The 14,401-nt window shown below is 43.2% G+C and carries 8 protein-coding genes; 5 read left to right on the top strand and 3 right to left on the bottom strand.

Annotated features, from left to right (window positions below):
* Positions 1–147 precede the first annotated feature (147 nt).
* The 4 genes from HWQ58_RS03540 to HWQ58_RS03525 all read left to right on the top strand — a co-directional run bounded on the left by HWQ58_RS03540 (position 148) and on the right by HWQ58_RS03525 (position 9,851).
* A complete protein-coding gene (locus HWQ58_RS03540) occupies positions 148–6,384 on the top strand; it encodes a filamentous hemagglutinin N-terminal domain-containing protein (RefSeq protein ID WP_292857816.1) in 6,237 nt (2,078 codons plus the stop codon).
* 247 nt (positions 6,385–6,631) lie between these two features.
* Positions 6,632–6,994 carry a hypothetical protein gene (locus tag HWQ58_RS03535; protein WP_292857814.1) on the top strand — a complete coding sequence of 121 codons (363 nt, stop codon included), beginning with the start codon at positions 6,632–6,634 and terminating at the stop codon, positions 6,992–6,994.
* A 319-nt stretch (positions 6,995–7,313) separates the two neighbouring features.
* A complete protein-coding gene (locus tag HWQ58_RS03530) occupies positions 7,314–9,041 on the top strand; it encodes a ShlB/FhaC/HecB family hemolysin secretion/activation protein (RefSeq protein ID WP_292857811.1) in 1,728 nt (575 codons plus the stop codon).
* A gap of 183 nt (positions 9,042–9,224) precedes the next feature.
* On the top strand, positions 9,225–9,851 hold the full coding sequence (locus HWQ58_RS03525; protein WP_292857809.1) for a Uma2 family endonuclease: 627 nt from the start codon (positions 9,225–9,227) through the stop codon (positions 9,849–9,851).
* Here HWQ58_RS03525 and HWQ58_RS03520 read toward each other — a convergent pair.
* The 3 genes from HWQ58_RS03520 to folK all read right to left on the bottom strand — a co-directional run bounded on the left by HWQ58_RS03520 (position 9,811) and on the right by folK (position 11,595).
* The gene (locus tag HWQ58_RS03520; protein WP_292857806.1) at positions 9,811–10,455 is read right to left on the bottom strand and encodes an ADP-ribosylglycohydrolase family protein; all 645 of its coding nucleotides are present in this window, start codon (positions 10,453–10,455) and stop codon (positions 9,811–9,813) included. The genes HWQ58_RS03525 and HWQ58_RS03520 overlap by 41 nt on opposite strands.
* Before the next feature lie 7 nt (positions 10,456–10,462).
* Positions 10,463–11,011, bottom strand: a complete 549-nt coding sequence (locus HWQ58_RS03515) for an NUDIX hydrolase (protein ID WP_292857803.1) — start codon at positions 11,009–11,011, stop codon at positions 10,463–10,465.
* 68 nt (positions 11,012–11,079) lie between these two features.
* Positions 11,080–11,595, bottom strand: coding sequence for a 2-amino-4-hydroxy-6-hydroxymethyldihydropteridine diphosphokinase (gene folK, locus HWQ58_RS03510; protein ID WP_292857800.1), 516 nt, complete (start codon positions 11,593–11,595; stop codon positions 11,080–11,082).
* Between the two features lie 253 nt (positions 11,596–11,848).
* On the opposite strand from folK, the gene HWQ58_RS03505 reads away from it, so the two are divergent.
* Positions 11,849–14,236 carry a transglycosylase domain-containing protein gene (locus HWQ58_RS03505; RefSeq protein ID WP_292857797.1) on the top strand — a complete coding sequence of 796 codons (2,388 nt, stop codon included), beginning with the start codon at positions 11,849–11,851 and terminating at the stop codon, positions 14,234–14,236.
* Positions 14,237–14,401 lie beyond the last annotated feature (165 nt).

Genomic DNA, 14,401 nt, shown 5'->3' with positions numbered 1-14,401 from the left:
AAAATTTGGATACACAGTTTTCTGCAAAATGGGATGCACAATCATGCGATCGCACGATACAAAAATCATGCAACTATAGGTGAATGCATTACCTAGTCGTTTACCTGATCGTGGATTTTATTTGAATTTATCCAAGGTGAATTATTTATGAATCAAGCACATCATCCTCAAAAAAGCAGTATTAAAAGTATTATTTCTTTATGCTTAATATCCACTGTATTGAGCCAAGCTTTGCCAGCCTATGCACAAATCATACCCGATAATACACTCTCGTCAGAAGCTTCTCAACTTAAACAAAATCTGATAATTAATGGCGCACTAGGCGACAAAATTGACGGTGGTGCAATACGCGGCAGCAATCTTTTTCATAGTTTTAGCGAATTTAATATCGAAAATGGGCAACGAGTATATTTTGGTAATCCCACTGGAATAGAAAATATATTGACGCGGGTAACAGGTGGGAATGCGTCAAATATTTTCGGGACATTGGGAGTTAATGGTGCAGCAAATTTGTTTTTGATTAATCCCAATGGGATTTTGTTTGGAGAGAATGCGCGGTTAGATGTGCAGGGTAGTTTTGTCGGGACAACAGCCAATGGAGTGCAGTTTGGGAATCAGGGTATTTTCAGTGCCACCAATCCCAAAGCAGCACCATTGTTGACGATTCAACCTTCGGCGTTGTGGTTTAATCAGCTTAATCAAGGTGCAGGAATTCAAAATAACTCAATTGCACGAGCCGGAACAGACCCAGCGGGATTTAATGTATATGGTTTGCGAGTACCTGATGGTAAAAGTTTGCTGCTAGTGGGCGGTAATGTCAACATGGATGGCGGCGAGTTAAATGCTTATGGCGGGAGAGTTGAATTAGGGGGGTTAGCAGCACCTGGAAATGTCAATCTTCTTTTTAATGGGGATAATCTCAGCTTGAAATTTCCTCTTAATGTGACTCGTGCAGATGTATCACTTACCAATGAAGCGCGTGTGTATGTAGAAGCTGCTGGTGGCGGTGATATTGTGGTTAATGCCCGCAATATAGATATTTTGGGAGGGAGTCTGCTGAATGCTGGTATCGCTGAAGGTTTGGGGAAACCAGAGGCTACTGCGGGGGATATTACGCTTAATGCTACCGGGGACATCAAAGTTGCTGACTCCGGGAGTAAGATTCGCAATCTTGTGAGTGAAGATTCAAAAGGCAATGGCGGTAACATTACCATCGATTCTGGTTCATTCTTTCTAAGTGATGGCGCTCAACTTTCTGCTTCAACTTATGGACAGGGAAATGCGGGGAATGTGACGGTGGGTGCAAAAGATGCTATTTCCCTTGCAGGTGGTGACATCTTCAGTAATGTGGGAACGGGAGGTGTAGGCAACAGTGGAGGTATCAACATCAGAGGTAGTTCCCTCTCCCTCACTGATGGCGCTCTACTTTCTGCCTCAATTTATGGACAGGGAAATGCAGGGAATGTCATTATCTTGGCAAAAGACAAAGTTTCATTTTCAGGAACTAACAGTGGAGTACTTGGTGCTGTTGATTCTTTAGGTATAGGAAATGGGGCTAATATCAATATTAGAGCGCGATCGCTTTCTCTTGCTAATGGCGCTCAAATAGCTACAAGCACTCTTGGAAAAGGTAGCGCCGGAAATATTCAAATTAATGCTGATGACTCTATTTTTGTCAGGAGTGGTTCTGTAATACAGGCTGCAACCTTTGGACAAGGTAATGCAGGAAGTATCACCATCGAAAGAAATACAGTTTCTCTCGATGGAGTAGGAAGTAATAATATTTCTAGTGGAGCATATAGCGCTGTCGGGCCCTTCGCAATACCTTCACCGGAATTTAGAGAGAAACGCTCTGGAGGAGATATTACTATTACAGCTGAGAAAGTTTCTCTGACCAATGGCGCTCAACTTTCTGCTTCAACTTATGGACAAGGAAATGCAGGGAATGTGACAGTGGGTGCAAAAGATGCTATTTCCCTTGCAAATGGTAAAATTTTCAGTAATGTGGAAACGGGAGGTGTAGGCAACAGTGGAGGTATCAACATCAGAGGTAGTTCCCTCTCCCTCACTGATGGTGCTCAACTGCAAAGTGGAATCCGTGGAGCAGACACTGACGAAGTAGCTGGACGAGGAAATGGGGGAAGTATCAATATTAATCTAACTGGTGCGTTGACAATCTCTGGAACAAAAGGTGAACTTGCTAGCGCAATTTTTACCGATGTAGAAACGGGAGCAAGAGGTAATGGGGGAAATATAGACATCTCAAGTGGCTCATTCTCTCTAAGTGATGGCGCTCGACTGGTCGCTAGCACTGGTGGACAAGGTTTAGATTCACCTAAGAGTCAGGCAGGAAATATTACCCTCAATACCACAGGAAAAGTAGAAGTTGCGGGGGCAGACAGTGCTATCCGCACTACTTTGCTCACGGGAGGAGTTGGGAATGGGGGTAACATTACCATCGATTCTGGTGACTTCTCATTACGAGATGGCGCTCAACTTAATACCTCAACTTATGGACAAGGAAATGCAGGGAATGTGACAGTGGGTGCAAAAAATGCTATTTCCCTTGTGGGTGGTGACATTTTCAGCACCGTGGAAGCAGGAGGCGTAGGTAAAGGAGGCAATATCGACATCAATGCAGCAACACTGTCACTCACTGATAGCGCTCAACTGCTAACTTCCACTCGTGGTGCATCTGCTACCCAACCAGCAGGGCAGGGGGATGCTGGCAATGTCAATGTTTTGGTAACAGGTGCTGTTGATATTGCTGGGGAGAAAAACGGTTTTCCCAGTGGGATTCGCAGCAATGTGGGAACGGGGACTGTTGGGAATGGCGGTAACATTTTTATCGATTCTGGTGACTTCTCTCTAAGCGATGGCGCTCAACTTAATACCTCAACTTATGGACAAGGAAATGCAGGGAATGTGACAGTGGGTGCAAAAAATGCTGTTGACCTTGCAGGTAGTAATAGTAGCATCTTCAGTATAGTAGGAGCAGGTGGTGATGGTAAAGGTGGAAATATTGACATCAATGTACGATCGCTTTCCCTTGCTAATGGTGCTCAAATAGCTACAAGTACTCTTGGAAAAGGTAGCGCCGGAAATATTCAAATTAATGCTGATGACTCTGTTTTTGTCAGCAATGATTCTGTAATACAGGCTGTAACCTTTGGACAAGGTAATGCAGGAAGTATCACCATTGAAGCCGGAAATACAATTTTCTTTGATGGAGTAGGAAGTAATAATCTTACTGGAGCATATAGCGTTGTCGGTCCTTTAGCAATACCTTCACCGGGATTTACAGGGAAACGCTCTGGAGGAGATATTACAATCAAAGCTCAGAGAGTTTCTCTGACCAATAGCGCTGAACTTGAAGCCTCAACTTATGGACAAGGGAATGGGGGTAACATTTTTATCGATTCTGGTTCATTCTCATTAGGAGATGGCGCTCAACTCAATACCTCAACTTATGGACAAGGAAATGCAGGGAACGTGACGGTGATTGCAAAAGATGCTGTTTCCCTTGTGGGTGGCGACATCTACAATAATGTGGAAACAGGAGGTGTAGGCAACAGTGGAGGTATCAACATCAGAGGTAGTTCCCTCTCCCTCACTGATGGCGCTCAACTGCAAAGTGGAATCCGTGGAGCAGACACTGACGAGGTAGCTGGACGAGGAAATGGGGGAAGTATCAATATTAATCTAACTGGTGCGTTAACAATCTCTGGAACAAAAGGTGAACTTGCTAGTGCAATTTTCACCAATGTAGAAACGGGAGCAAGAGGTAATGGGGGAAATATAGACATCTCAAGTGGCTCATTCTCTCTAAGTGATGGCGCTCGACTGGTCGCTAGCACTGGTGGACAAGGTTTAGATTCACCTAAGAGTCAGGCAGGAAATATTACCCTCAATACCACAGGAAAAGTAGAAGTTGCGGGGGCAGACAGTGCTATCCGCACTACTTTGCTCACGGGAGGAGTTGGGAATGGGGGTAACATTACCATCGATTCTGGTGACTTCTCATTACGAGATGGCGCTCAACTTAATACCTCAACTTATGGACAAGGAAATGCAGGGAATGTGACAGTGGGTGCAAAAAATGCTGTTGACCTTGCAGGTAACGCTTACATTTTAAGCACCGTAGAAGCAGGAGGTGTAGGTAAAGGAGGCAATATAGACATCAATGCTACAACACTGTCACTCACTGATGGCGCTCAACTGCTAACTATTACTCGTGGTGCATCTGCTACCCAACCAGCAGGACAGGGGAATGCAGGCAATGTCAATGTTTTGGTAACAGGTGCTGTTGATATTGCTGGGGAGAAAAACGGTTTTACCAGTGGGATTCGCAGCAATGTGGACACAGGAACAGTTGGGAATTGCGGTAACATTTTTATCGATTCTGGTGACTTCTCTCTAAGTGATGGTGCTCTACTTAATGCCTCAACTTTTGGACTGGGGAATGCAGGTAATGTAACGGTACGTGCAAAAGATGCTATTTCCCTTGCAGGTAATGGGAGCATTTTGAGCACTGTAGAAGCAGGAGGCGTAGGTAAAGGAGGCAATATTGACATCAATGCTACAACACTGTCACTTACTGATGGCGGTCAACTGCTAACTGCTACTCTTAGAGCATCTGCTACCCAACCAGCAGGGCAGGGGGATGCAGGCAATGTCAATGTTTTGGTAACAGATACTGTTGATATTGTTGGGCAGAAAAACGGTTTTCCCAGTGCTATTTTCAGCTTTGTGGACACAGGAACAGTTGGGAATGGGGGTAACATTTTTATCGATTCTGGTGACTTGTCTCTAAGTGATGGCGCTCAACTTGTTGCCTCAACTTTGGGACAGGGGAATGCGGGGAATGTAACGGTACGAGCAAAAGATGCTATTTCCCTTGCAGGTCAACCAACTGCCATCTTCAGTACAGTAGAAGCAGGAGGCGTAGGTAAAGGAGGCAATATCGACATCAATGCTACAACACTGTCACTTACTGATGGCGGTCAACTGCTAACTGCTACTCTTAGAGCATCTGCTACCCAACCAGCAGGGCAGGGGGATGCAGGCAATGTCAATGTTTTGGTAACAGATACTGTTGATATTGTTGGGCAGAAAAACGGTTTTCCCAGTGCTATTTTCAGCTTTGTGGACACAGGAACAGTTGGGAATGGGGGTAACATTTTTATCGATTCTGGTGACTTGTCTCTAAGTGATGGCGCTCAACTTGTTGCCTCAACTTTGGGACAGGGGAATGCGGGGAATGTTCGCATTCATGCAAAAGATACAGTAACTGTTTCTGGAACCAATCAAGAGACAGGATTATCTAGTGCTTTATTCACATTTACTGATTCTAATTCTCAAGGCAAAGGTGGCGATATTAGTGTAAACACCAATATCTTTCGCGTATCAGACGGCGCTTTACTGGATGCACGCACTAGAAATAATCAAAAAGGTGGCGATATTACGGTAAATGCAAATGTCTTTGAAGCACTCAACGGCGGACAACTCACCACCATTACCTCAAGCAATGGACGTGCAGGTAAAATTACTGTCAACGCTGACGATAAGGTAATAATTAGCGATATTGACCCTAGTTACAGCGATCGCATTGCTAAATTTCCTGATAACGTAGTAAATATCGGCGCTAACAGTGGCTTATTTGTCAGTTCCACAGGCTCAGGAATCACAGGCGACATCGAAATCAACTCACCCAAAATTACCTTAGATAACCAAGGTAAACTCAACGCTGAATCTGCATCCGGTAACGGTGGTAACATCAACGTCAACAGCGACTTCCTCTTACTCCGTCATGGCGCTCAAATCTCTACCAACGCAGGTACAGCCGAAAAAGGTGGCGATGGTGGTAACATCAATATCAACTCAAAATTTATCGTTGCAGTTCCCAAAGAAAACAGCGATATCAGCGCTAACGCTTTTACAGGAACAGGTGGAAACATCCAAATCAACTCGCAAGGTATCTTCGGTATCGAATCGCGTCCAAAACTAACTGAGAAAAGCGATATTACCGCCAGTTCTGAATTAGGCGTTTCCGGTGTAACAAATATCAATACACCCGATAACAGTTCTATTCAAAATAGCTTTACCGGATTATCACCAAACGTCATCGACACCAACGCACTCATTGCCAATAGCTGCATTTCACGCGGCACCAAGCGACAAGAAAACTCTTTTACCATTACAGGTTCTGGTGCTTTACGCTATACTCCAGGAGATGTATTAACTTCAGCCTATACAACTGGTGATGTGCGTAGTATTGAACCAACACCACGTCACTGGAAAAAAGGCGACCCAATAATTGAACCACAAGGATTGTATCGATTACCCAATGGGCAATTAATCTTGAGTCGAAGTTGTTCAAAATAAATATTGCATATATCGGAAAAATCGCATACACAGTTTTCTGCAAAATGGGACGCACCATCATGCGATCGCGCCATCCAAATCATGCAACTATATATGCATAAATGGTGAATGCATTACCTAGTCATACCCCTTAATCTGAGTATTAAAGAAACGGTTAATGAATCGAAAAACAACCAAAACCATCATTGATTAACCGTTGCTGATAAAAATCTTGTAATTTTTATTCACTCAGCTTGAGAGGTTTATTATGTTTTTCAAACTATTTCGCAACACACTTTTAGCAGCAACTTTGGCATTACCAATAGTGCCATTAACTAGCCAAAATGCTCTTGCAGACGAGCGCGATTTTTTAGTTTACAACAACAATGAGTTAGAAATCACTCAATTGTATGTATCCTCAACAAAATCTAAATATTGGGGTAGCAATATTCTCAATTCAGATATTGTTAACGGTTCATCTGACACCGTTACCTTTGGCAATAATAGTAATCATTGTACCTATGATGTCAAAGCCATTTATAGCGATGGTACTTATGATGTCATGCCTCAGACCGATCTTTGCAGCACCTATAGAATAACTTTTTATGGTCATGGAGGCGACCATCAATAATCTTAGATTCCAAATCGTTTCTTGATGATTTGCGCTTTTATGCAATCATCAAGAAAACTATTATGGTATTTTAATTAAATAATAATATTCTGTCCCAGACTTCAGCCTAGTAACACAATTTTAGAGAATCTACTAACATCATGCCTGCTTGATTAATTATTAATATGGACATGATATAACATCATGTCTGCTTGATTAATGATTAAACAGAAGTCGGATATCTGGATATCTTTCCTTCTCAGATACCCGATAGTGACTTGCGAAAATTTAGAGACTATCTTTTACAAATTTTACATATCATATATAAACTATATAAACAATGGGTTCACACTTTCAGTTTCAAAAGCTTTTTTTCATATTACTTACGTGCATTAGCATCACTCCACTTGCAGTATTTGCACAATCGACACCCCCACCAGGAGTCACAATTCCCCCCGATACACCAGGGAAAGTCGAAGAAACTCAACCCCAACCATCACCGACACCAACTCTTCCACCCACACCACCGACACCAACTGTCCCCATACTCCCATCGCCCCCACAGGAAAATCTACCCGATACAGCTTTTCCTAGCGGTGAAAAGTTCTTTGTCAAAGAAATTCAAGTTACAGGCTATTCTGTTTTAGGAGATGAAATCATCAAGTTAAAACAGCCTTTAGAAAATAAAAACATCACATTTGAGCAGTTATTGCAACTGCGATCGCAAATCACTCAACTCTATGTTGATAATGGCTATATCACCAGTGGTGCATTTATTTCCAACAATCAAAATCTCACTAGCGGTGTCGTGCAAATTCAAGTTGTGGAAGGCGAACTCGAAGGAATTTCCATTTTAGGGTTACAAAGATTGCAGCCTGGGTATGTGCGTTCCCGGATTGAACGGCTTGCAGGTAAGCCTTTAAATCAAAAAAGTCTCGAACAAGCGCTACAATTATTACAACTTGACCCCGTGATTCAACGAGTTAATGCTGAGTTAACCGCAGGTAGCACTCCCGGAAATAATATTTTACAGGTGACAATTACCGAATCGCCACCATTCCACCTTGGAATTACTTTTGCAAATAACCAATCAACTAGCGTAGGCTCAGAACAAGGAAGTGTTTTTCTTGCTCATGATAATTTATTAGGATTTGGGGATAAATTTAGTGCTGAATATGGAGGTAGCGAAGGTTTAGACATTTACGATATCAATTATTCTATTCCCTTCAACACCTTAGATGGAACCATTGGTGTCCGCTACAGCAACAGCGCTAGCCGCATTATTGAAAGCGAATTTCGTGACTTAAATATCCGCAGCGAAGCCGAAACCCTTTCTTTTAACGTCCGTCAACCGCTAATTCACACGCCAAATAGAGAATTTGCTCTCTCGTTAGCATTCGATTTACGGCGCAGTCAAACCTACATACTCAATGATATCCCTTTCTCCTTTACCGAAGGGCCCGAAGATGGGGAATCAAGAGTTACGGTAATCCGTTTTTCCCAAGATTGGTTACAACGTAATGCTAACAGTGTTCTAGCAGCGCGATCACAATTTAGTTTTGGGATTGATGCAATTGACGCAACCATTAACGATAGTGGTACTGATGGGCGTTTTTTCTCTTGGGTGGGACAATTTCAATGGGTACAACGACTATCTCCCCGCATCTTGATGCTAGCCAAAGTTAACACTCAACTTACACCTGATTCCTTACTTTCGTTGGAAAAAATTAGCATTGGAGGAGTTGATACAGTGCGCGGTTACGATCAAAATCAAATTGTTGCTGATAATGGGGTAGTTGGAGGTGTAGAAGTTCGGATTCCCCTGGCATCAAACGTGGAAACATTACAGCTAATACCATTTTTTGACATCGGTACAGCTTGGAATAATCGCGGTATTAATGCCGACCCGCAAACCATTGCCAGCTTGGGGTTGGGCTTTAACTGGCAACCTTTTAACGGTTTGATATTGCGTGCAGACTATGGTATACCATTAGTTGGCACAAGCGATCGCGGTAGTTCGCTGCAAGAGAATGGCTTTAATTTTTCAGTACGCTATCAGCCGTTTTAAAAGCTATATTTCTAGATTAAGTAGGTAATAGTCTGTCAAGAAATAATTGACGAATAAATTTTTTGTAGAGACGGTGATTTATCGCGTCTCTCCAACCGTCAAAATGGGTAATTCAACATAAAATAAAATCCTAGTTCGTAGTGAGCGATTCATCGCTCAAAGCAAGGATTACTACTAAACCTTATGAACCAAATACAAGCCGAACCAAAAACATTTACTTTCGATGAATTTATAGAATGGTATCCAGACTCACAACTGCGCTACGAATTACATAATGGGGTAATTGTTGAAATGCCTAAGCCTAGAGGCAAGCATTCTAAATTAACAGGTTCCTTGATTGAAAAACTTCTTATAACTATTAGAGAGACAGCTAAAGGCGATATTTGGTTTATTCCTAGAGAATCGATAGTTAAACCTAATCGCCATCAGTCAGGTTACGAACCGGATATCATTGTTCTGAACCAAGAAACTATTGATACTGAAACACGTTGGGAAAGTGAATCAGTTATTCAAAATTCAACTTCCGTCAAATTAATAGTAGAAGTTGTGAGCAGCAATTGGCGTGACGATTACTATGACAAGTTTGGGGACTATGAGGAGATGGGTATCCCCGAATACTGGATTGTAGATTATGCCGGGTTAGGGGGACGTGATTTTATTGGAAACCCCAAACAACCTGCTCTTTTTGTCTGCGAACTAGTTGATGGAGAATATATAAAAAAGTTATTCAGGGGTAGTGATGTGATTATTTCCCCCACCTTTCCCAAACTCAACCTAACTGCGCAACAGGTTTTTGATTTAGCTTTGTAATAGGAATGCTCCTTCTCATTGGAATGAGTTGATTCCACTCTCCAGATACATAACCTTCCAGAAACCGTCCTAATTTGTGTCTTGCTCCCAGTCGATAGATAAAATAATGTGACATTAAGGCAGCCGCAACAGCAGCATTGATCCCATCGGGTGTATTGTGGGTAATTGCCGCTTGAATTGTTGCCGCCTCAATCACTTTTTCTGGGGTGGAATAGATGCCAATGGGTGCTGCACGCATCGCTCCCCCGCTTTTGTCACTATCAGGGTTAATTTTGGTTAAAAACTCTTCCCCATCTTGAATTTCTCTGAGAAAATGGTAGAAGTTTCGAGCATAACCTTCTCTCTCATCGCGTTTGAAAGCTGTAAAAAAACTATCGGCTAAAACTTCTCGCGTCCACGGTGCTTGAGCAACAATCACTTCCGCAATGGCGATACTCATCTGGGTGTCGTCGGTGTAGCTGCCAGGATTGAGTCGAAATCGCGGATGTTCGACGTATCGACTCAAATCATTGTTAGCGATCGCTTCGTCTGCACATTCAAAGCCTGCACCATAGGCATCTGCGTAGGCGTAACCCGCCGAAGGCATTGCTAACTCTAGCAGCATAAGGGTATTAACCTAAAAACGGACGCGCCAGAAAAAAGCTAGAAACTGATTTAGCATCTACCGGCTCTCCCTCCAGAATAGCTTTTTCTAGTTCTTCAGGAGTCATAAATACAGTTTCGATATCCTCGTCTCCATCTTGTGGTGGTGGTGTCTCCAGCTTTTCTAAATCTCGTGCCAGAAAAGCATAGATAATTTCATCAGAATAACCAGGAGCTAGGAAAAATTCGCCTAATTTATCCCATTTTTGGGCACTATAGCCAGTTTCTTCCGCAATTTCACGCTGTATTGTTTCTAAAGGCTCTTCACTTACTTCCACTGTTCCCGCCGGAAATTCTAATATCCGTCCTTGAATTGCAAAACGGTACTGGCGCACCAGTATAAGTTTACCTTCCGCTGTCACTGGTACAGCTAGAGCACCGCCAGGGTGACGAATACATTCCCATTCTCCTTCCGATTTATTCGGCAAACGCAAGCGATTAACTTCAAAATCAAACTTGCGTCCTTTATGAAACAGGCGTTGTCTCAGCAGTTGTGGTAATTCTCTACCTAATGGCATAGTAAAATCTGATTATCTGTGAATACAGAGGCAAAATCAGTGTTCTTCTACTTTTAAGGATGGTAATTTTAATTGTCCATCCATAAATGTACATCAGAACAGTCTACCTCTTTCAGCAGCTCTTTAATCACACACCCGGAAACTGGTTCTATCCAATCTGGGGCAATTTCTGCCAGTGGGACTAACACAAAGGCCCGATCCCGCATTCGTGGATGGGGAATCTGGAGATTTGGTGTATCCAAAGTAATGTCATCATATAATAACAAATCCAAATCTAGGGTTCGTGGTCCCCAGTGTTCCTGACGCACGCGCCCAAATTGTTGTTCAATTCCTAACAAAATTTCTAATAACTGCTGGGGGAGTATTTCTACCTGCAATGTGACGCAGCCATTGAGGTAATCTGGCTGTGGTGGCCCGACAGCTTTGGTTTGATACCAATGGGATCTGGCTTCTAAAACAATACCTGGCGTTTGGGCTAAAGTCTCTATAGCTGCTTCTAAAATTGCCTGGGAATCACCGATATTACTACCAAGAGCAACGGCGCTTCGTCTTAGCTCTGCTTCGTCGTAGCCCGGTGTAGACATTATACTTTCCTGAAATAAGCCGTTTTCGGGCTGTCTTTGCGGATACTTGATCAATAGCTTTTATATTCGCAATAGTTATCAAAATTGCAACATTTTTTACAAAACTAAATTAACCATATTTAAAAAACATTATTTTCTAGTGAATTCAGTTAATTATTTATAGGATATTATACTAACACAATGGTAGTGCTATAACCCCAAAGTTGATTGATGGTGGTTATATAGTAGTTACTACTTTGAGCGAGGAACTGACGTGGGGAAGCTTACCTCCTGGTTCAAGCGAAGACCAACTAATTTGAGTGACTTTGGACAAGGAGGAACGAATGAGAGCTTACCACCAGCACATCTGGCACAGACGAGGCAGTTACTGAGCAAAATGAAAATTTTACCATCTAGGATGAGGGTCAATCGGGCAACTGGCGCTAGACCACTCTATCGCCGTTTTTGGTTTTGGGCAGGTTTGGGTGTTGGTGGTGGGATAGTTGCCTTCATCTACGGCATCAGTTTAATAGATCGGACTTTGCCAGATAAGTCCGAGTTGAATGCTGTGTTTCGAGAGCAAACACTGACCATTAAAGCTGGTGATGGCACTATATTACAACAACAAGGTGAAGCGACCAGAGAACAGCTAAAGCTAGAACAAATACCAGATAATTTAAAAAAAGCTTTCATCGCCTCAGAAGATAGAAGATTTAAGCAACACAACGGAGTCGATCCGCAAGGGATTGTCAGAGCAGGTTTGAGTAATTTGCGATCGCAAGGTGTCGTAGAAGGTGGTAGCACCATCACCCAACAGCTAACGCGGATTCTGTTTTTGAAACAAGAACAGACAATCTGGCGCAAACTCAAAGAAGTCCGCCTAGCTCAAAAAATGGAGCAAGAATTAACCAAAGATCAAATTTTAGAGCGTTACCTGAATCTGGTTTATTTGGGATCTGGAGCTTATGGTGTAGCAGATGCAGCGTGGGTATACTTTAGTAAGTCGCCAGATCAACTTTCCCTCGCCCAAATGGCAACGATTGCTGGATTAGCTCCTGCTCCAAGCTTGTACGCCCCAGACAAAAACCCCGAAGCGGCAAAACGGCGGCGAGATTTAGTATTGCTACGGATGCAGGAAGATAAAGTAATTACACCAGAGCAAAGGCAGGCAGCCGTTCAGGAGCCATTAACCCTCAAAAGGAGTTCACCCAAGCGAGTCCAAGTAGAATCACCCTACTTTACCAGCTACATCCAAAAAGAATTGCCCAAGTATGTTTCTCCTAATGTGCTCAAAAGTGGGGGTCTAGTAGTAGAAACCACCCTCAACCCAAGTTGGCAAAAGGTGGCAGAAGAGGCAGTTGCGAAAACATTGCGAAATCAAGGACGCTGGGAAAACTTTAAGCAAGCTGCAATGGTGGCCATAGACCCCCGAAACGGTGAAATTAAGGCAATGGTTGGCGGAAAAGACTTTGGTAAAAATCAGTTTAATCGAGTTACCCAGGCACAACGGCAGCCAGGATCGACATTTAAAGGGTTTGTATATGCCACTGCGATCGCTACTGGCAAAAGCCCCTACGATAGCTACGAGGATGCGCCCTTTGTCGTAGACGGCTATGAACCGAAAAACTATAGTGAAAACTTCCGGGGTTCAATGAACATCCGAGATGCCCTCACCCGCTCTGTTAATATTATTGCGGTCAAGGTGTTGATTGATGTGGGATTTATACCAACGATTAAACTTGCCCATGATATGGGGATAAAATCTGAACTCAAGCCCACCTACTCCTTAGCACTCGGCTCAAATGAAGTCAATCTACTAGAGTTAACCAGCGCTTATGGCAGTTTTGCAACTCAGGGATTGCACGCAGAACCTCATGGTATTACTCGCATCCTCAACCGCCAAGGCAAAGTCATCTGGTCAGCTAATTTCAAGTCAAAACGGGCCCTTGACGCTGACAGTGCCGCCATCATGACTTGGATGCTACGCAACGTCGTCCAAGCGGGAACTGGTGGTGCTGCCCAATTAGATAATAGACCAGTTGCCGGCAAAACCGGTACCTCAGACGAAGCCCGTGATTTATGGTTTATTGGCTACATTCCTCAGATGGTGACAGGGGTCTGGTTAGGTAACGATGACAACCACCCCACTGATGGCAGTAGTAGTAGTGCCGCTTACACATGGCACGAATTTATGGAAAAAGCGGTTGAGGGGATGCCCGTAGAAAAGTTTCCCAAACGACCCAAGTTAGAAGGTCGCAAAGGCACTATCAAAGCCCAGTCTATCAAGCCCAAACAAGTCCTGAATCGTTCTATTGCCTCTGATGATGATGATTCAGAAGGGGAAAGAGCTAGTAGAAATTCTAATTATGAGGAGAGTGGTTCATCTAGGAGACGTAGAAGAAGGAGAAACTATTCTCAAGAAGAACAGCAAGCAAGCGATTATACCCCAAGACGGAGAAGGCGCGATCGCAGCGAATCAAGTTCTAGTAACTCTTCCTCTGAATCATCTACTCCACGGCGACGATCTAGAAGAGTAGAATCTGATTCTCCCCCACCTCGAAGAACTCGGCGAGAGTTGCCTCCTGCAAATAGTTCCGGTTCTTCAGGTTCTTCACCTTCACAACCATCTTGGCGGGATAGACTTAGACCTTCTCAACAGTAATGAGAAGTGGGCATTGTTGATACTATGCACGACCACTATTTGAGGTACTCATTTTTCAGCATTTGAGTTACCTATCCTAGTTATACTAATTCTCTAAAAGCTGGCTACAGATGAGATAATAAGATTTAATGAGAAGAGGGATATCCAATGTCAGGGGTCTATCAA

This window comes from Nostoc sp. LPT, from assembly GCF_017115165.1.
Taxonomy (GTDB): domain Bacteria; phylum Cyanobacteriota; class Cyanobacteriia; order Cyanobacteriales; family Nostocaceae; genus Nostoc.
This window is presented reverse-complemented; position numbering and strand designations above follow the sequence as displayed.